17 protein-coding genes are annotated in these 20272 nt (G+C 44.0%); 5 read left to right on the forward strand and 12 right to left on the reverse strand.

Translation table 11 applies throughout. The annotated features are described in order from the left end of the window. Window positions 1-91 precede the first annotated feature (91 nt). A complete protein-coding gene (locus QQ041_RS09560) occupies window positions 92-1723 on the forward strand; it encodes an NAD(P)/FAD-dependent oxidoreductase (protein ID WP_146490870.1) in 1632 nt (543 codons plus the stop codon). Window positions 1724-1844: 121 nt separating this feature from the next. On the opposite strand, the gene QQ041_RS09565 is transcribed toward QQ041_RS09560, so the two are convergent. The 3 genes from QQ041_RS09565 to bluB form a co-directional block, all read right to left on the reverse strand. After that, window positions 1845-3308, reverse strand: coding sequence for a hypothetical protein (locus QQ041_RS09565; protein ID WP_285953742.1), 1464 nt, complete (start codon window positions 3306-3308; stop codon window positions 1845-1847). A 198-nt stretch (window positions 3309-3506) separates the two neighbouring features. Continuing rightward, the gene (locus QQ041_RS09570) at window positions 3507-5162 is read right to left on the reverse strand and encodes an ABC transporter substrate-binding protein (RefSeq protein WP_285953743.1); all 1656 of its coding nucleotides are present in this window, start codon (window positions 5160-5162) and stop codon (window positions 3507-3509) included. A 202-nt stretch (window positions 5163-5364) separates the two neighbouring features. Beyond that, a complete protein-coding gene (gene bluB, locus QQ041_RS09575; protein ID WP_285953744.1) occupies window positions 5365-6036 on the reverse strand; it encodes a 5,6-dimethylbenzimidazole synthase in 672 nt (223 codons plus the stop codon). Between the two features lie 433 nt (window positions 6037-6469). Here bluB and QQ041_RS09580 point away from each other — a divergent pair, with 433 nt between their 5' ends. The 3 genes from QQ041_RS09580 (at window position 6470) to QQ041_RS09590 (ending at window position 8882) form a co-directional block, all read left to right on the forward strand. Then, window positions 6470-7675: a DEAD/DEAH box helicase gene (locus QQ041_RS09580; RefSeq protein WP_017630130.1), complete on the forward strand. Its 1206-nt coding sequence runs from the start codon at window positions 6470-6472 to the stop codon at window positions 7673-7675. Between the two features lie 112 nt (window positions 7676-7787). Further along, window positions 7788-8192, forward strand: coding sequence for a PPC domain-containing DNA-binding protein (locus QQ041_RS09585; protein WP_285953745.1), 405 nt, complete (start codon window positions 7788-7790; stop codon window positions 8190-8192). Window positions 8193-8258: 66 nt separating this feature from the next. After that, window positions 8259-8882, forward strand: a complete 624-nt coding sequence (locus tag QQ041_RS09590) for a PolC-type DNA polymerase III (RefSeq protein WP_285953746.1) — start codon at window positions 8259-8261, stop codon at window positions 8880-8882. Window positions 8883-8967: 85 nt separating this feature from the next. Here QQ041_RS09590 and QQ041_RS09595 read toward each other — a convergent pair whose 3' ends face one another. After that, on the reverse strand, window positions 8968-9804 hold the full coding sequence (locus QQ041_RS09595; protein ID WP_285953747.1) for a DUF6279 family lipoprotein: 837 nt from the start codon (window positions 9802-9804) through the stop codon (window positions 8968-8970). Window positions 9805-10088: 284 nt separating this feature from the next. Here QQ041_RS09595 and QQ041_RS09600 point away from each other — a divergent pair, with 284 nt between their 5' ends. Next, complete coding sequence (locus QQ041_RS09600; protein WP_017630126.1) at window positions 10089-10262, forward strand: hypothetical protein; 174 nt, start codon at window positions 10089-10091, stop codon at window positions 10260-10262. Between the two features lie 124 nt (window positions 10263-10386). Here QQ041_RS09600 and dbpA read toward each other — a convergent pair whose 3' ends face one another. From dbpA to QQ041_RS09640, 8 genes are all read right to left on the reverse strand, one after another. Then, the gene (dbpA, locus tag QQ041_RS09605) at window positions 10387-11766 is read right to left on the reverse strand and encodes an ATP-dependent RNA helicase DbpA (protein WP_017064348.1); all 1380 of its coding nucleotides are present in this window, start codon (window positions 11764-11766) and stop codon (window positions 10387-10389) included. Window positions 11767-11914: 148 nt separating this feature from the next. After that, the gene (locus QQ041_RS09610) at window positions 11915-12823 is read right to left on the reverse strand and encodes an aldo/keto reductase family oxidoreductase (protein WP_285953748.1); all 909 of its coding nucleotides are present in this window, start codon (window positions 12821-12823) and stop codon (window positions 11915-11917) included. 217 nt (window positions 12824-13040) lie between these two features. Continuing rightward, window positions 13041-13628 (reverse strand): hypothetical protein, encoded by a 588-nt coding sequence (locus QQ041_RS09615; RefSeq protein ID WP_285953749.1) that lies wholly within the window; start codon window positions 13626-13628, stop codon window positions 13041-13043. Between the two features lie 209 nt (window positions 13629-13837). Beyond that, entirely contained in the window at window positions 13838-14782 is a 945-nt protein-coding gene (locus QQ041_RS09620; RefSeq protein WP_146490892.1) for a PstS family phosphate ABC transporter substrate-binding protein, read from the reverse strand. Next, window positions 14782-15420, reverse strand: coding sequence for an OmpA family protein (locus QQ041_RS09625; RefSeq protein WP_061016517.1), 639 nt, complete (start codon window positions 15418-15420; stop codon window positions 14782-14784). Before QQ041_RS09625 ends, QQ041_RS09620 begins: the two co-directional genes overlap by 1 nt. Beyond that, complete coding sequence (locus tag QQ041_RS09630; RefSeq protein WP_285953750.1) at window positions 15420-16733, reverse strand: TolC family outer membrane protein; 1314 nt, start codon at window positions 16731-16733, stop codon at window positions 15420-15422. The genes QQ041_RS09625 and QQ041_RS09630 overlap by 1 nt, the downstream gene beginning before the upstream one ends. A 33-nt stretch (window positions 16734-16766) precedes the next feature. Beyond that, window positions 16767-18092, reverse strand: coding sequence for an HlyD family type I secretion periplasmic adaptor subunit (locus tag QQ041_RS09635; protein WP_146490895.1), 1326 nt, complete (start codon window positions 18090-18092; stop codon window positions 16767-16769). After that, window positions 18085-20244, reverse strand: a complete 2160-nt coding sequence (locus QQ041_RS09640; protein ID WP_285953751.1) for a type I secretion system permease/ATPase — start codon at window positions 20242-20244, stop codon at window positions 18085-18087. Before QQ041_RS09640 ends, QQ041_RS09635 begins: the two co-directional genes overlap by 8 nt. Window positions 20245-20272 lie beyond the last annotated feature (28 nt).

Raw genomic sequence — 20272 nt, forward strand, 5'->3', positions numbered from 1 at the left:
AGCTTATCGCTTCTTTCAACATCAGCGTTTTCATCAAACTCTGTATAAAGAAACGAACTAGCTAAGACACCTATAAAAACGAGACATCGAAATGATACGTTTAACCGAAATTAAACTCCCACTAGACCATGAAGAGTCTGCTATTCAAGACGCTATTGAAGCGAAACTTGGTATTAACTCTGATCAGGTACTCTCTTTTAATATCTTTAAACGTGGCTACGATGCTCGTAAGAAATCAAAGATCTTACTTATCTACACGCTTGACGTTCTCGTTGAAAACGAAGTTGAGTTGTTGGAACAATTCATCAGCGACCCGCACGTAAAAGTAACTCCTGATATGGAGTACAAGTTTGTTGCTAAAGCCGTTGAAAACCAAACTGAACGCCCTGTGGTTATCGGCTTTGGCCCTTGTGGTTTGTTCGCTGGCCTAGTGCTTGCTCAAATGGGCTTCAACCCAATCATCGTTGAGCGTGGTAAAGAAGTTCGTGAACGTACTAAAGATACCTTTGGTTTCTGGCGTAAGCGCACACTGAACACAGAATCAAACGTTCAGTTTGGTGAAGGCGGCGCAGGTACCTTCTCTGACGGTAAGCTTTACAGCCAAGTGAAAGATCCAAAACACTACGGCCGTAAAGTAATCGAAGAGTTCGTTGCAGCTGGTGCACCAGAAGAGATCCTATACGTAAGTAAGCCGCACATCGGTACCTTCAAACTGGTTACCATGATCGAGAAAATGCGTGCATCTATCATCGAGTTAGGTGGCGAAATTCGCTTCAGCACTCGCGTAGATGACCTTCATATGGAAGATGGGCAAATCACTGGCTTAACGCTTTCTAACGGTGAAGAGATCAAATCTCGCCACGTTGTACTGGCTGTTGGTCACAGTGCCCGAGATACGTTTGAAATGCTGTACGATCGTGGCGTTTACATGGAAGCGAAGCCTTTCTCTGTTGGTTTCCGCATCGAACACAAGCAATCGATGATCGATGAAGCTCGTTTCGGTAAGAACGCAGGCAACCCAATTCTAGGTGCCGCAGACTACAAACTGGTTCACCACTGTAAGAATGGCCGCACTGTATACAGCTTCTGTATGTGCCCAGGTGGTACTGTAGTAGCTGCAACGTCTGAAGAAGGCCGCGTAGTAACTAACGGCATGAGCCAATACTCTCGTGCAGAACGTAATGCAAACAGCGCAATCGTTGTTGGTATCGACCCAGAACGCGATTACCCAGGTGATGCTTTGGCTGGTATCCGTTTACAACGTGAACTAGAAAGCGGAGCTTACGTTCTTGGTGGCGAAAACTACGATGCCCCTGCTCAGAAAATCGGTGACTTCTTGAAAGGTCGCGATCCAAGTGCAATCGGTGAAGTACAACCGTCGTTCACACCGGGTATCCACCTGACTGATATTTCAAAAGCGCTGCCTGATTTTGCTATCGAAGCGATTCGTGAAGCAATCCCTGCGTTCGAGAAGAAGATCAAAGGTTTCTCTACGCCAGACGGCCTACTAACCGGTGTTGAAACTCGCACGTCTTCTCCTGTATGTATCAAACGTGGCAAAGACTTCCAAAGCATCAACCTTAAGGGCTTCTTCCCTGCAGGTGAAGGTGCAGGCTACGCAGGCGGTATCCTGTCTGCTGGTATCGATGGTATTAAGGCTGCAGAAGCGCTAGCGCTATCAATGGTAGAGCAGAACCAAGCTGAGAAAATAGAGATAGCTTAAGCGCTTTCAATAAAACGAAGCCATATAACGGTCAGCAAAACTAAAATCCAGTGTCTTATAGACACTGGATTTTTTATTGCATAAAGGTATCTAGAGTTATTAAGTAACGATTTCGTCAGCGTTACTTACAAGTCTCTTTTGACCAGTTCACACCATCATCTGAACACTCAAATCGACTTGTGCCATTTTGGTAGTAATAACCTTTAGTCCAGTTACCTTGAGAATATCTAGACGTTATCGTTTGAGTATAATCAAACGGCGTATTTTCAATGTACGCATACTTATGTCTGTTCCAGCTGTCAGATCCATAGGAACTGTTGTCATTAAAATCTACCGATAGGTAGTTGAGCGTATCAAAGTCGCTGCGCGACACACTATCCAATGAATCACTTAGATTAACCCACTCTGGATGTGGTGCGTTATTCTCAAAATTAAATTTCGCTTGTACTTGGGTAAACTGATCTTTGTAGTCACCGACAACATCTGCCGACAAGGTTTGCATGAATCCAGCACCGATATTTTGACGTGAACAACTGTCCCAATCAGGTTGTTTAGACCAACCACGGTTCAACACACCAAAGGTCGCGAGTGAGTTAGGCAAAACCTGTTGCTTGATCGTCTCTTGCACCGAACATGAATATTCCGTTCCATCACTATCCAATGAGAACCAAGCTTCTTTGTCATATTCCAAACCATTTTTCTTTTGGCTATTACGCTCAATATGCTTATTTAACGCCAGTTCGGTCTGCAAATCAGCGGACACTTCATGTTCAATAACAATCAGCTTGTCAGCAGTCATCACTGTTTTAACTTTATACCACTTATTAATTTCGTTCTTCTTAGTGTAATCCCAATGCTCCCAGTAATAATCAACATAAGCTTGCTGAGCTTTTGGGTTCTCTTTTTGAATATCTTTCGTCTCTTGATACGACTTTTTAATAGCTGGCATCATTTTCTGCGCTAACTCATAGAGCTCGGTATTTTGATTCTTAACGAAATCACCATACAAATCTTCCACTGCGATGTTGTATCGGTTCGCAATTCGGAAGTCATGCTCTTTCACATTTTGGATAACGCTATTTTGGGTGTTCACGGCTTGCTTTAAGGCAGAGCAACTGTTTAAGCCACCTTTATACAAGTCGGCTTGAATTTCATTCCATAGAACGGTTGTCAGTGGTGTTGTAGACTTAATTTCTTGATCGGAACTTACCGTCATGACAGGCGGAAATACTAGCTGATAAGGTTCAGTAATCGGCGTGTTGGGGTTATCAGCATCAATGGCGCCGACAGGCACATTTACTACGATTGGGGCATAATCCATACAGTCTGAATTAGAGCCCGTTAAAGATAGTTCATAGCTCCCTTCATCGTCCGTGATACTACTAGGCTCACCTTCATCTAACACACCGTTATAGTTGATGTCTAAAAACGCAGTCGCCCCTGAGATATAACCATCGATAGCCACACCTTGTAAGGTTTTCGTTTGAGGTGCTGGCGTATTGTTACTGCTGCTACCACCGCCACCTCCGCCACAAGCCGTGAGGCCACCAGCGATAAGTGCGATAGAAATAAGCTTAAGTTTCATTCGATTAGATCCTAATGAAATAGATTTATGAGTAGGGGTGTCATTGGGGGATGACCGAGAATGACTTTGATAGTCATGCTGAGTCATAGTAACGATTGGTGTTCAAAAGAAACATGAAAGGGTGATAGGCAATTCATGCATGTTTTCATTATGAGCGAGAAATTAGGGGGGAAAGACATAAACTCAAAAGTGGATTAATTACCCCTCGCTTGAAGATATCCAAAGCTTATAAAAATCACTATAGCCAGTTTGATTTATCTCTACACCATGAACTTCAACACTGTTAGATACCTTCTCTTTACCGTGAAATAACGGGCAAAGTAACTTCTGTTGATAGAGCGACTGTTCAATTTGTCTCAACTCGTCAATTGGACTATCACTACTTACAGCAGAGCGAACTCTCTCACAATGCGCCTTCATCTCAGCACTGTTAAAAATAAATCTGAGTCCAGACGAGGCAAGCAACCAATCATAAAGACCGTACTCTTTTGGCTGTTCAATAATCTCTTCGATAAACAACAAGTCTGCCGACTCACTCATTAAGCTAGGATCACTAATATTAGGAAGTTCAATGACTTCAATAGTCACGCCTGTCTTCGCGATAGTTTGCTCAAGCCAGTCTGCCATATCTTGAAGCAAAGGAATCGTCATTTTAGGTCGAGTTAAAACAACCCTCCCCATCAAAACAGGAATGGGATTACTGCAGGTTAGTTCACTAAGCGAGAAAGATAAGTCATCCGTCACCATATCGGCATCAAACTCCTTACTACTGGATTTGATAAATGATACCAAGCTGTCTAAGTCTTCGGGGGTAATGCCTGAGTTTTCTCTACGATTAACCGCAAGATACGAAAGTGCATTAATCATAGTTTCTTCCGCAATGCCCGGTTTATTGAAACTCAGGGTATGATCATTTAAGCCTTCGATGTCGGTGAGCGTTATCTGTTCTAACAAGGCATTTTGAGCAAAGTAACCTCGGTGACGTTTAAGAACCAAGCGCTCTTCGCTCCAATCATCTAATGAGAAAGGGCCGGTTCCGATATAGGCACTGCGTCCACTAGCAAAATAGCTACGCTTGCGACGGTAAATAGACGCGTGTGCACTACACAGCGCATAGATAAACATCGGGTTTGCGTGTGTCAGCTCAATAATCAGTTGTTTATCACCCACAACTTGAACATCACTGACCTGATCAAATAAAGACTGTACTGGCCCTTCGATATTTTTTAGCTGCAACAAACATTGAGCAACATCTTTGGCCGTTAAATTTTCACCGTCATGGAATAACACATTCGGTCTCAACCAAAAATGCAGAAAGCGCCCTTCCATCTCCCAATGGTGCGCGAGGCTCGCTTGGGGATTTCCTTCATGATCTTGGACGAGTAACGTATTGTAGAGACTCCTTAAGATGTGATGTTCGGCAGTTCGGTATGTTTTTGCTGGCTCAAGGTTATCGACCCACGGATATTGAGTGATCAGCAAATGATCATGTTGTTGATTGAACAGACTATGTTTTTCAGTCGCTAGCGTCAGTGCCTTTATTGCCGCATCACCATAGCTTTCTAGAAGACGGGGAATAACGTTAAAGCACCCCTGTTCTAACTGAAGCGCTAACACTTGTTCTAACGCTTCGGGGAAGCTGACCAAAATTCTAAATTGGCTAAGTTTCCCTCTTCCTTTAGAAGGAATCCAACAAATCCAGCGATATTTCGATAAGCATTTAAGAATGATCGAAGTGTTTCTACGAGAAGTCGATAGCGAGTGTTCTAGAGCATCGATCGTTAGGTGATACTCTTCACCTAATTCATACTTTGCAATAAGCTGCTGAAGTCTACGTAAGTTAGCGTCGTTCAATGGATATCCGAATTAAGCGTCTAGAGGAACGAAAATAGCTGTAACCCAAATGGGAGGTCTATTTACTCGTTCAAGTTGGAATATGCTTTATGAAACTGTTGATATAAATAATATCAAGATCCAACTTAATTTATAAACACCTCTTTTAGCAAACAAAATAATCAATGATGGTGCATATTCAGTGATAAAAATAAATGGGAGATTAATCCTCCACTGAATTCGTTATTTGCTCTGCATTCCACTTGCCTTCATTAATCGCTGAGTTGACGTCTCTTCTTGGTAGCCACCCCATGGTTTCAAGTTCTGGTTTATCTTTGAAATGATCAACGTAGCCAATACACAGGTAGGCCACAATATCGATGTTTTCCGGGATATCGAGTGCGTCTCGCAGTACTGAATCGTGGAGAATACTCACCCAGCCTAACCCTAGATTTTCTGCCCTTGCCGCCAGCCACAAGTTTTGAACCGCACAGACTGTGCTGTATAAGTCCATCTCTTGTTTGATGGTTCTACCTAGCACAACCTTTCCGGTTCGATTACGGTCGCAAGTTACACAGATACCGATAGGTGATTCAACGATACCTTCCAACTTTAAGCGTTTATACATCGCCTGTTTTTCATCGGTAAACATTTCTGCCGATTCAGCATGCGCTTGATTGAAGCCCGCTTTAATTTGTTGCTTAGTTTCGATATCACGAACAATGACAAAGTCCCAAGGCTGCATAAAACCGACACTAGGCGCATGGTGCGCGGCGGTTAACACACGCATCAGAACGTCTTCTGGGATCTCATCAGGGAGAAACTGTCCACGAACATCTCGGCGAGAAAAAATCGTTTTATATACTGCTTCGCGTTCATTCGGCGTAATTTCCATACTTCCCTGTCTTATCGTCGTCTTATTGAGTCAGTATTATCCAACTAAAGTGTCTATGTTTCTAGGGCGTGTTGACCTTTCGTGGTTAAATTTTGTTCGAGATAAAAGCGTTTTAATCGCGGCGAGGGGGAAGTAGCCTAGTCATTCTAAGCAAATCTCCCCCAACAAAGAGTAAAACGCTTTTAGCCGAACCCTTCGGGCAGCGTTTGCTGGTCATTTCTACTGCGTTATCGGCTTCTCATGTAGGCTAGCTACACATCGGTGCCTCTGCCTTGTATAAATACCCAGCAACTCACTGCAAAAATCAGCTCGAAAGATCAACATGCCCTAGTAGTACACAAGCAACATGGTAGAATGCCGCCATTAATCTTATCCTTGTATAAGATTATTGAACCTTTCCATCGCTATTTAGCCAAATCATACCGAGAAACTTATGCCATTTTCCAAGCTTGGATTAAGCTCACCTATTGTTAAAGCCGTTGCAAAACAAGGCTATGAAAAGCCAACTTCGATTCAAGAAAAAGCAATTCCAATTGTACTTTCTGGTAAGAACCTTATTGCGGCAGCACAAACAGGTACAGGTAAAACTGCGAGCTTTGTTCTCCCTATCTTAGAAATGCTAAGCAAAGGTGAAACGCAGCGTAAAAAACGTATTCGCGCCGTGATTCTGACACCGACTCGTGAGCTGGCTGTTCAGGTTGAGCAAAACATCACTAAGTACGCCAAGTTCCTAAACCTAACATCACTAGCGATGTACGGTGGCGTGTCTTACCAGCACCAGAAAGATCGTCTTATTGAAGGCGTCGATATTCTTGTGGCAACACCTGGCCGTTTGATCGACATGTACGGACAACGTGCCGTTCACTTTGATGAAGTTGAAGTTTTGGTTCTTGATGAAGCAGACCGCATGCTAGACATGGGTTTCATTGAAGACATCAACAAGATCATTGCGCGTTTACCACAAGACATCCAAAACCTACTGTTCTCAGCAACGCTTTCAACGCCAGTTCGTGCGCTAGCGAAAAGTGCTATCAGCGAAGCAGAAGAGATTTCAATTGCCAAAACTGATGCGTCTAAAGCGAACATTGAGCAATGGTTGGTAACGGTAGATAAAGATCGTAAGTCAGCACTGTTGAGCCACATGATTACCGAAGGTAATTGGGATCAAGCGCTAATCTTTATCGAAACCAAGCACGGTGCGGCTAAGTTGGTTGCTCAACTAGAGAAACGTGGCATTCAGGCTGAAGCTTTCCACAGTGGACGCAGCCAAGCGATCCGTGAAAAGATCTTGGCTGACTTCAAGAAAGGTCGCCTAAAATACTTGGTAGCGACTGGCGTTGCTGCTCGTGGTATTGATATCGATAATCTAAGCCGCGTAGTGAACTACGACCTGCCTTTCCCAGCAGACGACTACGTTCACCGTATTGGTCGTACTGGCCGTGCTGATGCATCTGGTGAAGCGATCTCTTTCCTATCAAAAGACAACTTCAAAAACCTGTGCATTATTGAAAAGCGCCTTGGTCACCTGATTGAGCGTCGTGTAGTGGAAGGTTTCGAGCCGCGTAAAGAAGTACCGATTTCAGTGCTGAATTTCGTTCCTAAGAAGAAAAGAGAACAGCAAGAGAAAGAAGGCAAGTAAACTATCAAAGCTTAACTAGCAGCGATAACGTGTTAGCCGACGTATAACTTAAACGAAGCCCCATGTGGCTTCGTTTTGTTCTTTGATACACAGATAAAACCGAGGTATTGAGATGATTACTCCTATCGCAACGAGATTAACCCGAGGACAAGACCTAAAACTTGAGATCCAGAGGCTAGTGACAGCGCACAATATCTCGGCAGGCTCTATCGCATCTTGTGTCGGGTGTGTTTCTCAACTCAATATTCGCTTAGCTAATGCCAACAACACCAAGCTAGTTCAAGCTCCGTTCGAAATCGTATCTGTAATGGCAACGCTAACGCCTAACCACCAGCACGTTCATATATCCGTTGCTGATGAGAATGGTGATGTGATTGGCGGGCATTTGCTTGAAGGGACGATTATCGCAACCACAGCTGAATTGATCGTTCATCGCTACGAGACTTTGACCTTCAGCAGAGAGCATGATGATACGACGGGTTACACTGAGCTCACTATCAGCAGTAACACACAATAGCTTCACTGATAGCAGAACCAAACGCCTCATATAAAGCGATATAACCAATAGTAATTAGGAAACACGATGGCTACACACTCCGCAGACTCCGTTATCGTTCTCGATTTCGAAACCACAGGCTTATCACCAAATATGGGTGACCGAGCGATTGAAATCGGTGCGGTGAAACTCGTTAACGGCGAAGTCGTCGACACCTTCCAACAACTCATGAACCCAGGGTTTCGTGTTAGTGGATTCATTGAAGGTTATACCGGAATCAGTAACCGTATGTTAAGTACAGCGGCCAGTTGCAGTGAAGTGATGGATGAGTTTGCAGACTTCATTCAAGACAGCCAACTTGTCGCTCACAATGCCTCATTTGATAAGCGCTTTCTTGATGCAGAGTTAGATAATATTGGTCGCGATTACAATGGACAATTTGCATGCTCAATGCTGATTGCTCGTCGTCTAATTCAAGACGCACCGACTCATAAGTTAGGCGACCTTGTGCGTTTCAAGAATATCGACAACGACGGTACTTTCCACAGAGCGTTAGCCGATTCAGAAATGACAGCTAGACTGTGGTTATTGATGATTGATGAACTACAAAGCGACCACGGTATTCAACAACCGAGCTTTCAACTGATGCAGAAAATATCTAAGACCGCTAAAGGCTCTATTGCAAAGCTGTTGATGAGTAATCGAGGTTAAAACCCTTACCATACGATAATGTTTGAAAGGCTGATTAGTTTAACGCGATCAGCCTTTTTAGTTATTAACGAAACTTACTTGTCCCCTACTCCTGCAGTGTCACCAGTGTAGATTTGAGACTCTCTAATTCATTCATGAAATAAGACCATTGCTTATCACTACTGATTGCGGCGATATCCACCAAGAATTTGGCTGATGTCTGCATATTTTTATTAAGCTTAGATTCCAATTCATCTGGATAATAAGCTTCATTATTCAGAAGCAAGTTCATAATAATTGGCTGAGCGATATGTAGATCACTCTTCTTTCCCATCAGTGTTGTGAGATCTTGGTAGGTATTATTTTGATATTGACGCCAGCTATCGTTGGTATTTACCCATTCTTGAGACCAAGTGAAAATAATCTGTTTTTGTTCTTTCGATACCGATCCTAGCCATCGTTCTAGCCTCTCTTCTATTCGATTTCGATATCGATCTCTGGAATCTTCGTCATTCAACGACAACCTTTCTTCGTAATAGTCTTGCTGCTTTTCTCTAAAGTTTTGTAAGAACTCACTATCTTGCTTAGGGCTCAGTTGCATACTTAACGCGTAAACATCGGGGGCAAACTTATTAACGATAGCGCGAATATGATTTTTAATTTGTTCGCTCTGGTCAACGATAAAGGCAGAATTCATATCGGCACGAGCAATACTTTGAATCACTTCTAATTGCGAAATATATAGAGGAAGTTGAGTTTCTTTATGCCAGACTTGCAATGAGTCTAGACGTGCTTCTAGCTCGGACTCTTGACTATTAGATAACGAAACAAAGTCTTCGATATAACTCACCGCAAACCAACTGATATTGTTATAGGCGAATTTTGTCCCACACCCAGCAAATAGAAAGCACACCAATATCACTAACCAACGGCATTTTCTCATTACACCCTCTCACAACCCTTTACTGATCAGCGAACCTGTAAACAGCCTTATCAGATTCACTCTTGATCTTATAACATTAGCTATAAAAGCAGCTGATCGTAAAAACTTTAAGATAAATTGAGACTTCACCTTGCTAAACCGTCTATTTAGGCAAATGATTAAACTAAAAATAATTAACGGCAGTGATATAACTTGATTTTTATTACTCATTTGACGTAGTGCGGACCCTATAAAAGAATCGGGTCAGCGTATTTTCAAATGATTGATTATTTGGGAGGCAAGCTATGGCCGCTATTCCTGAGCACCCAAGCGATTTAGAATATGAGCTTTGTTATTTTGACGATGGTTCAATAACCACAATCACGATATTCGTTCACAATCGACAGGAAGCGATGAATTGGTATGTTAGCGAAGGAAAACATATCAACGATCTTTATTCGATAAGACCCGATGAATAATGCTTTAGTATAGAGGACTAGGTCAATAAACCTAAGAGAAGAAGCTTGAGTGACATTTTGTTGAACACCCTTTACTGCAATGCCATTAATTAGACATATCGCAGCAAAGGGGTTCAGTCTCGAATTACTTCAGGATTCGGGCGCGGAATTGACGACCCTTCATTTTACCTGATTCGATCTTGTTCAGTGCTTTCTTAGCAACAGAGCGTTCTACAGCAACATAGGCGCGCATTGCGAACAAGTTGATCTTACCTACTGATTTACCATCAATACCACCTTGACCAGTCAATGCACCAAGAATATCACCAGCTCGAAGCTTAGCTTTCTTACCGCCATCAATCTGAATGGTTACCATGTTTGAATAGTACGGCTTAGCAATAGGTTTTGCTGGAAGCTCAGATGGCTCAATCGGCATATCCATGTACTCATCAATTTGAGCAACACGGTACATCTCTTTCTCGCTAAAGAAGCTGATAGCGACGCCTTTGCTTCCTGCACGGCCAGTACGACCAATGCGGTGTACGTGAACTTCAGGGTCGCGAGACAATTCAAAGTTGAATACTGCGTCTAGGTTATCAACATCAAGACCACGAGCCGCAACGTCTGTCGCTACTAGAATCGAGATCGTTTTGTTTGAGAACTGAACCAAAGCTTGGTCACGTTCACGCTGTTCCATGTCGCCATGAAGCTCAATTACACTGAAACCGCGGTGACTTAGCTCATCGTTTACGTTTTGCACTTCTTTCTTAGTGTTACAGAACACAACCGCAGATTCCGGTTGGTGATGAAGTAACAACAACTCTAGAGCGTCATCACGAGCTTCAGAGCCTTCTAACTTGTAGAAGTGTTGTTGGATGCTTGAGTGATCGTGTGTTGATTCAACCTTCACCATTTCTGGGTTACGCATGATGCGGTCTGCAACAGACTTGATTTGTTTAGGGAAAGTAGCACTGAATAGCAGAGTTTGGCGTTCTTTTGGAGCTGCTTCAATCACTGCATCCAAAGCGTCTTGGAAGCCCATTTCTAGCATGCGGTCAGCTTCATCTAACACAAGTGTGTTCAGCTCAGACAGATCAATACGACCTTTCTCTAGGTGATCAAGAATACGACCAGGTGTGCCCACAAGAATGTGTGCGCCATGCTCTAGTGAACCAATCTGTGGGCCCATTGGCATACCGCCACAAAGTGTCAGCACTTTAATATTGTGAATACCGCGAGCAAGAGTACGAATCTCTTTTGCTACTTGGTCTGCAAGCTCACGAGTCGGACATAACACTAAAGACTGAACACGGAAACGCTTAACGCGTAGGTTCTGCAGCACGCCTAAACCGAAAGCAGCTGTTTTACCTGAACCCGTTTTACCCTGACCGATAACGTCCTTGCCATTTAGGATAGTAGGAAGACTTAACGCTTGGATCGGCGTCATTTCAGTATAACCAAGAGAATCCAACGTATTTAGAAGCTCTGGCTTAAGGGCGATTGAAGAGAATTTTGAAGTGCTCAATGGAAATATCCAACTGGTGAAAAACAGAGTGCATTATGAGTGTTTTTGAAAATTATTCCACCTTAATCACAGTTTTGAAGAAACATGTTAGGCGAGCACAAAAAAGCCAGCTTTCTTAGCTGGCTTTTGCTTCTATACGAATTGCTTTCTAAGGCACACCGTGGCCTTTGGATGCAACCCATACGCGATACCATTGCTCGCGAGTCAGTTCGATTTTCAGCGCATCAACAGCCGTCTTCACACGTTCAATCTTACCTGAGCCAATAATGGCAATTGGGTTAGATGGTAAACGGCGTACCCATGCGTAGATCACTTGATCAATGCTGTCTGCACTCACTTCTTGACGAATTGCTTCTAGCTCATCACGAACACGAATCGCTTGTGTTGAGTCACCACTGAAGATACTACCACCACCAAGACAAGACCACGCCATCGGGCGAATGCGGTTCATCTGCAGTTGATCTAGTGTGCCATCATGAGCCACTTCGAAGTTCAATGGGTTGATTTCAACTTGGTTGGTCACTAACGGCTTACCAAGGCGAGATTGAAGCAGTTCGAACTGACGCGGTGAAAAGTTAGAAACACCGAAGTGCTTAACTTTACCTACTTTGTGTAGCTCTGCGAACGCTTCTGCTACTTCATCTGCATCCATCAATACGTCTGGGCGGTGAATCAATAATACATCGAGTTCGGTTACACCCAAACGCTCTAGAGAATTATTTACCGATTGGTAAATATGGTGTGCGCTGGTGTCATAGTGATTGATCTTACGATCAGGAGTGTGGTCACCACATAGATTAATATCGCACTTGGTGACGATTTGAATATCATCACGAAGGCTTGGTTCAAGCGCCAATGCCTCACCGAATAACTTTTCACATTGGTAGTTACCGTAAATATCCGCGTGATCAACCGTTGTGATACCAAGATCAATGTGTTGCTTCAGGAAAGTCAGGCGTTGTTGCGGGGTCATACCCCATTCTGCTATACGCCAGTATCCTTGCACCAACTCAGAAAGTTCTGGGCCTTGTGGCGCTATCGTTACTTTTGCAACCATGGGTTGTCTCCTTTATCAATACTGAACGTATCCTAAGCTCGTTTTACCGAAGGCTCAACGTATAACAAATGGCAAAGGCAAACGCTTACTAAAAATGTGAGAGCCGCAGAAAAACGAACACTTAAATGAATTATAACTTGCCGTCTGCCCGCGAGCCGTTCTCCTGAAAGGCTTGTTTAGCCTAATAAATAACGAAACTATCTATAAATTTGAGCAATTAAAAGCGATTAAGTTCAACCGTTAAGTTGTCACCATCACTATGTAACTGAATCCAAGGAGAAGACAAACTAGCAGACGCTGAGTTAGGGACGTTCCATACACTAATTTGCTCTGATGAACCGTGTGGCGCGTTGATAAATTCGACCAGGTGTTTATCCACCTTATCGAAACCAACACCTTCATTTCGAGCTCGTTCGAGTTGAGCAGTAACATCGAATTCATCTTCGCCAATACGAATTGAACTGAGAGCAAAGCCATCTTGGCGAAGGTACGCCTGAAGCTTTGTGTAACTTAGGTTCGAATATGGCAGGTTTAAGCGCACTGTTTCAACGCTTGAGTCCCCCAACTCCAGTTCAACATAAACGTCCAGATCGTAATATTGGGTTAAGTCACTACACAACAAAGTGCCTTCGGTCTCACCACAATCCATCAAGTCGATATCGTTAATATAGTTTTGAGAATTAGGCAGGCTTGAGCTGCTGTTAAATACTGTTCTTAGCCACCAGCTTTCGGTTGCTTGTGCGGAAAATGCAAAAGCATTAAGGGACAGCATTAAAGGCAAGATTAGAACTTGAAAGATTTTCATCGACTGGGCTTATTTAGCGCTATATGAAGTATCCATTATACGTGACCAATCGACAAACAACTGCTCGAGTCACAAACTTTAGGCGAAAAAAAACGGGCATACATGCCCGCAGATAAATTCATCACCGAATAACGTAATCCGTCACGTTGAGAACCATTACGAAAGTAAGGATATCACTCCGCCAGTAACATTACAGCATGACGTACCCATTATTTATATCCACCTTCAATTGCAGGTTCTTCAAGCGACAATCTCACTTTGTTACGTTGAATCGCTTCTGGTGGTAAGCTGATGAAACCGTACTGATTTAGTACCTCTTGATGGTCTTCAGAAAGCGTTAGACCAATAAAGAACTTCTCTTGCTCAGTAAACCCTTTACGGTGTGCAGGGATGTTCAAGTACATGTAGTACACAGTCGCTAACGGGTAACGCCCAGAGAGGATTGTCTCTTTGTTAAGGTCGTAATTAACCCCTAAGTTATCGACAACACTCAACCATTTCACATCAGAAATTTTATCAGAGTATACGGTGTAACCAATAGCAGCTTCTTCATCTTCAATCTTATTTATAAGATGCGGTAAATCCGCTAAAAATTGAGTATGAGCGTATTCCCCGTCCGTTTCACACTCAACCCAACTTGAGAAGGTGGTGTGCCCCTTCAGGTTATGATCAATGGCGAAAGGCAACATGTGAGCATCTAGGCTTTCACCATTACGAGCATCACTACTAGCCAACCATTTCGGGTGTTTAGGATCGTTAGAACACCCAAACACATCGATGAGTTCAGCAACAGTGATCGATGTAGCAGGGTTTTCCTCATTGGCCAGAATCGCAATCACGTCAGCGGTAAACATCAGCTCTGTCGGTCTATAACCGTAGCGCATGTCAAACCTAGCCATCTCTTTGTCAGTCCATTTTTTGGAAGTGATACCAACACGCGAGCGCTGCATGATCATCTGTTCTGGGACGCTGTCACTCAACAAGATTTCTAAGTCGATCTCTTGGCTCTCAAGCAGGTCTTCAACAAGTCCCTGCATATTAGGCTCAATCGCGACCAAACCAATGTCACTGACATCATTAGCTAATGTCGATGCAGATAGCAACGCAGGTACAGCAGCAAGCAGCAAGCCCGATTTATTAGATAGACGTTTCATTACTGGCCTCCTACTGGATCAATCGACGTTTTAGACTCAACATCGCTATTACTATCGAGCTGCATTTCTGAAGTGAAGATGTTCCAAGATGGATTCACTTCCATGCTTTCTGTTTTAATCACCGCAATCGTTCTGCGCTTACGTTTGTGAAGATGCTGAGTTAGGCTAGTGATCTGAGTAAACTCTTGTTCGAAAATACGCTCACCATCAACGCCTCTGTCAATCAATGCGTCTCGAATCACGCCAGTTCTTTTCTTGGCCAGTGCTTTGTTATAAACGTTTGTACCTTCAGAACTGGTATCACCTACCAAGGTAACCGAGGCGTCAGGTTGCTCTCCTAGTAAACGCACCAACTCATTTAATACAGCCGTATGATCAGGTTTAAGGTCATACTTATCAAAATCAAATGCCACGCTTAATACTTCAACGTCTTCGACAATTTTCCAATTGGCACACCCTTTAATGTCTACCGCTACACCTTCTGGCGTATCGGCACAAAGATCTCGCTGATTAATCACACCATCGCGGTCATTATCCGCTAAGTCATCAATTTGATGGCGTGTCATGGTCGTATCAGGCGTTTCTGCACATCCCATCAGCAAGATAGAGCTAAGTAGCGCTAGTTTAAAATGTCTCATTACTTGTTCTCCCCTTGCCACTCTTCTGGATGTTCAATCCTTAACGCATACGTCAACATGCCCATCGCATTCAATACTCGATAAGCCGCTAACGTTTGATCATATTCAGTGCTAATGAAGTTTCTTCGAGCCAAGAACACCTCGACCTTCGCATCAAGTACATCGAGTAGGCTTCGTCTACCAACATTAAATTGTTGGATATAGCCGAGCTCTGCAATTTTCGCTGCATCAACGTTCTGTTGAAGTAGGGATTTTTGCTGTTCTAGCATTTTGTATGCGTTCCAAGCCAGTTGTGTACCTTCTCTAACCTCACGCTCCGTTCGTAGTCGTATCGCTCTTGCTTCTTCAACTCGCCAAGCCGATGATTCAACTCTGGAATCGGTAGAGAAGCCATTAAACAGGTCATAATCCATCGTCAACATCAGTCGAGCATCTTCATCGACACCACCTGGAGGGTTAGATACGTTGTCATTCTTGTTAGCATGAAGCTCAAGTTTAAGCTCTGGGTAGTAATCTCCCTTCTCACGGCGCATCTCTTTACGAGCCGCGTCGATATCAAGCAAAGATGCCTTGATTTCTGGGTGATTCTCGACAGCCTGTTCAAGTGCGACTTGTGCTGAGCTTGGCAATAAAGCGTAATCAAAACGAGGATAAACCAAGTTCACCGCAGGTTTACCAACCAAGCGTAGGTACTGTGTTTGCAAATCAAAAAGGTTGTTCTGAGCGGCAATAAGTGAGGACTGTGCTGTGGCAACACGGGCGGAGATCTGAGCCAAATCCGAGTTACTACTCAAGCCTTTGCTCTTTTTATCTTGGATATCTTGATAGATTTCTTGGTGCTCTTTTACGTTGCGCTTAGACAACTCAAGCAGCGTCTCTGCTTTAAGGATATCAAGATAATTTCTCACTACATCTAACGATACGTTTTCAGCGCGAGAAATCAGGGTTAATCGTTCAGCTTCAGCTTCGAACGTCAGTCGATCGACATTCGACGTCGTTTTAAAACCATCGAATAGTAACTGAGAAACTTTAACGCCAATTTCCGTTCGCGTTAGGCCTCGATCATCAGTGTCGAGTTTGCTACCACTGTTGTAGCGCGTCTCTTCATAACCTGCTGCTGCGTACAAATTAACTTGCGGCATATACAAACCACTCGCCGCGTCACCGTCTCTTATCACCGATTGATATCGGGAGTATTGCGCCAATATCTCAGGACTATAGTCGATGGCAAAGGCCACGGACTCTTCTAATGAAGCTGCTTGAGACAGCCCACTCATTAGTAAGCAAGAAGAGAGTAAGAATTTTGAATGCATTACACTTCCTTTTATATTTATGCTTAACGCACTTCATCGTTCGCGAAGTGAGTTTTCCTTAGCTCGTAAAATAGGTTTTAACCAATAACTCAATACTGTTTTCTCTCCGGTCAATATATCAACCGCGACTTGCATCCCTGGGATAATGCTAAAGGCAGAGTTTTGTTGCTGGTCTTCGTTTAACTGAATATGGGCGCGATAATAGGCGTTGCCGTCTTCCGTTTGTAAGGCGTCGGCACTCACGTAAATCACCTCGCCTTTAAGTCCGCCATAAATGACGAAATCATAGGCCGTAAATTTCACTGTCGCGCCCAGCCCCTTATGAACAAACGCGATATCTTGTGGAGAGATTCTCGCTTCAACAATCAGGTCACTGTTTGACGGGATAATCTCAATGATCGGCTCGCCGGGACGAACAACACCACCAATGGTACGCACAAAGATCTCTTTGACTGTGCCATCAACAGGCGCAACAATTTCGGTACGCTTGAGTTGGTCGGCAATTGCCTGCTGGCTTTCGTTCAGCTGTGCTATCTTGCTCGCCACTTCATTCAACTGACCTTGTACTTTGGTACGAAAATCTAAGGCAATGCTTCGATGATCCGCTATCGACTCTGAGTAGGCGGCTATCTGCTTCTGCGCTGCTACTTTTGAGCTAGCAATATCACCTTTGAGTTTGACCACATCACGGTTCAGTTTCAGCAGTTCAACTTCTGCTACAGCACCACTCGCAACCACGTCTTTCAACATGTTGCGCTCTCGAATTACAATATCTAGGCTGCTCTCTAACGTCTGAATATTATTAAGCGTGTCGACTCGAGCCTGGTCTTGTTGTTCGATACGAAGTGCCGCCTCTTCAAGTTCAGATTTCAACTGTCCTAAACGCTCTCGATAGTTCGCCTTGGCATTCATTAACGCAGGGTGGCTTGATACATCAACAATGATATTTTGCGGTACTAAGACTACTCGCTCATACCACTCTTTTGCATCGTTATTTAAAACGACCGTCGACAGCTCCGCCTTTAATCTTAATTGCTGAGCAAGCAAGGTATCCGCTTGTTGAGCCGACTCTAAAAACGCCGCCTTAAAGCGTGTGTCTTCTAACTTAGCGAGAGGTTGCCCTTTCACAACAGATTGGCCTTGTCGCACTATGATCTCTTGAACCAAGCCCCCTTCTAAGCTCTGAATCGTCTGTACTGAAAGGCTAGGCACCACCTTGCCCTCACCAATCACCACTTCTTCGAGAGTTGCCCACGTCGCCCAGCCAATGATCGACACAATCAACAGTGCACTTAGCCAAATCAGCTTTCGAGAGCGGAATGCTAAGTGGTTGTTGGTCCACTGAATATCGTTACTCATGACGGCCTCCCTTCACTACAGATACCGTCTTAAAACGACTCGCCCCTTTGGGTACACTTTTCTTCTGAAGCGAGAGAATATCTTTAGGCGCACCTTCCGCCACGATTTGACCTTTATCTAAAACGATCACGCGGTCACACATCATTAAGAATGAAGATTTGTGCGAACTGATCAGCATAGAAGTTTCTCTCGGCATACTTTGCAGTGCATTGAAGAACTGTATCTCAGCTTGGTTATCTAACGCGCTGGTTGGTTCATCCATGATCAATAACTTTGGACAACGGTATAGTGCTCTTGCAATGGCGACAGCTTGGCGTTGGCCTCCTGAAAGTAATCGGCCACCTTCGCCAACTGGTGTCTCAAGACCATTGCTCAAACGCCCCATATAGCCGTTCAAACCCGACTGTTGAAGCGCTTGTCTTAGTTTTACTTCATCAACATTGGTCGCACCAAGCGTAACGTTGTCGTAAACACTGCCAAAAATAAGATTGGTGGTTTGCCCCACCCAGCCCATACCACTACGCAGAACACTGGTTGGCCATAATTGCCCATCAATCTCTTGATAGAAAGCTTGTCCTGTTGTTGGCATATACTGGCGAGCAACAATCGATAGTAGGGTTGTTTTGCCCGCGCCTGCCGCACCAACAAGGCCAACTCGTTCACCGGGCTTTATCTCCAGTGAGATATCCTTCAATGCAGGGCTTTGAGTTTCTGGGTAAGTGAACGTCACTTCATCAAGCCTTACCCCACCGTCAAAATCCCCCTTGTCTATCACCTGATGTTTCGACTCTTCCTGAGGCAGTTCCATTATCTGGTTCAAGCCTTCGACTGCCGAACGGGTTTGTTGAAACCTCAGTAATAGAAGAGAAAGCTGATTCACTGAACTCGCTGCTCGCCCACTCAGCATCACCACTGCAATTAACCCCCCCATGCTGAGTAGCCCTTCAGAGATCTGATACACACCGAAGATAATCAAAGTGATGGTGACAATCTGTTGACTCGACTGAATAGAGTGCGTCACGATATTGGAGTAGTGTCGAGATTGAGTCTGCCATTGGGATAGCGATGAAATAGTCTGTTCCCAACGCTTCTGGGTAAGACCCTCAGCATTGTTTTGCTTGATATCCGGAAGGGTTGTTAAGCAATCAAACAGCTGTGCTTGTCTTTGTGTCGACAAACGTGCGGTTTCATCAAATGTTTTCTCGACTTTACCTTTCATCGCAATGCTCAGGACAATCAATACCAACATGATTGCGACTGGGATGAACATCATCGCGCCACCGAGCCAACCGATAAGAAACAGGAACAACAAGGTGAACGGTAAGTCGACTAACGTGACCAAAGATATGGAAGTGAAGAAATCTTTTACGCTATCGAAGTCTTGAAGCTGCCTTGCGAATGCACCCACCGATTGTGGTCGGTTTTCGAGTTTCATTCCGAGAACTTTTGAGAACAACTGAGAAGACAGCTTGTTGTCTATATAGCGCCCCGCCATATCAGTCACAGAGCTTCGTGAGCTTCTCAATACCCAATCAAAAACAACGACAATACCAACGCCTGCGGCCAGTACCCAAAGCGTGTTAAACGCTTGGTTTGGTACCACACGGTCGTACACGTTCATGGTAAAGAGCGGAACGACTAGCGCCAATACGTTGATCAAGAACGAAGCGATAAACAGGTCTCGATACCAAGGTTTCACTTCTTTGACGACACGCCATAACCAGCGCGTGTTGGATTTACTGTCACTGCGTTCGTGCGATTGAACACGAGCATCATCGAGAGCTTGAGCGCCAACTTGCCAAACATAAGGCTCGACTTGTGCGACCAACTCTTTTAGCGAGATAGTCTGACTAGAATCACTTTCACAATCTAAAACATCAAAGTCATCACTAGCGCCTTGAGTAACAACTACGGGAGCTCCTGTCGCTGATTTCACAGCAACAACCGGAAACTGACATTGAGTCAGCAACTCTTTTTTTACATGACTCAGAGTCAAGCCTGATTTCTCAATCGCTCTTGGGAAAAGGGACTCATTAAGCCTTCCTTGGTCTAAAGGTAGGCCAGACACTATTTTGGACGGGTGGCTACGCACATTAAAATGCTCACACAACCACTCAACACAACCTAGCCAGCTGTCTTTTTGTTCTACCAATCTAAAACTTCCTTTTATAGACTGTACA

Origin of the sequence: Vibrio sp. TMPB1044 (genome assembly GCF_030442075.1) — a bacterium.
In the GTDB taxonomy this organism is placed as follows: Bacteria; Pseudomonadota; Gammaproteobacteria; order Enterobacterales; family Vibrionaceae; genus Vibrio; species Vibrio satsumensis.

Excerpts from the sequence above, each read along its gene's own strand:
- QQ041_RS09560 (WP_146490870.1), top strand. The coding sequence starts at position 92 with ATGATACGTTTAACCGAAATTAAACTCCCACTAGACCATGAAGAGTCT.
- QQ041_RS09565 (WP_285953742.1), bottom strand. The coding sequence starts at position 3,308 with ATGAAACTTAAGCTTATTTCTATCGCACTTATCGCTGGTGGCCTCACG.
- bluB (WP_285953744.1), bottom strand. The coding sequence starts at position 6,036 with ATGGAAATTACGCCGAATGAACGCGAAGCAGTATATAAAACGATTTTT.
- QQ041_RS09580 (WP_017630130.1), top strand. The coding sequence starts at position 6,470 with ATGCCATTTTCCAAGCTTGGATTAAGCTCACCTATTGTTAAAGCCGTT.
- QQ041_RS09585 (WP_285953745.1), top strand. The coding sequence starts at position 7,788 with ATGATTACTCCTATCGCAACGAGATTAACCCGAGGACAAGACCTAAAA.
- QQ041_RS09590 (WP_285953746.1), top strand. The coding sequence starts at position 8,259 with ATGGCTACACACTCCGCAGACTCCGTTATCGTTCTCGATTTCGAAACC.
- QQ041_RS09595 (WP_285953747.1), bottom strand. The coding sequence starts at position 9,804 with ATGAGAAAATGCCGTTGGTTAGTGATATTGGTGTGCTTTCTATTTGCT.
- QQ041_RS09600 (WP_017630126.1), top strand. The coding sequence starts at position 10,089 with ATGGCCGCTATTCCTGAGCACCCAAGCGATTTAGAATATGAGCTTTGT.
- QQ041_RS09610 (WP_285953748.1), bottom strand. The coding sequence starts at position 12,823 with ATGGTTGCAAAAGTAACGATAGCGCCACAAGGCCCAGAACTTTCTGAG.
- QQ041_RS09615 (WP_285953749.1), bottom strand. The coding sequence starts at position 13,628 with ATGAAAATCTTTCAAGTTCTAATCTTGCCTTTAATGCTGTCCCTTAAT.
- QQ041_RS09620 (WP_146490892.1), bottom strand. The coding sequence starts at position 14,782 with ATGAAACGTCTATCTAATAAATCGGGCTTGCTGCTTGCTGCTGTACCT.
- QQ041_RS09625 (WP_061016517.1), bottom strand. The coding sequence starts at position 15,420 with ATGAGACATTTTAAACTAGCGCTACTTAGCTCTATCTTGCTGATGGGA.
- QQ041_RS09630 (WP_285953750.1), bottom strand. The coding sequence starts at position 16,733 with ATGCATTCAAAATTCTTACTCTCTTCTTGCTTACTAATGAGTGGGCTG.
- QQ041_RS09635 (WP_146490895.1), bottom strand. The coding sequence starts at position 18,092 with ATGAGTAACGATATTCAGTGGACCAACAACCACTTAGCATTCCGCTCT.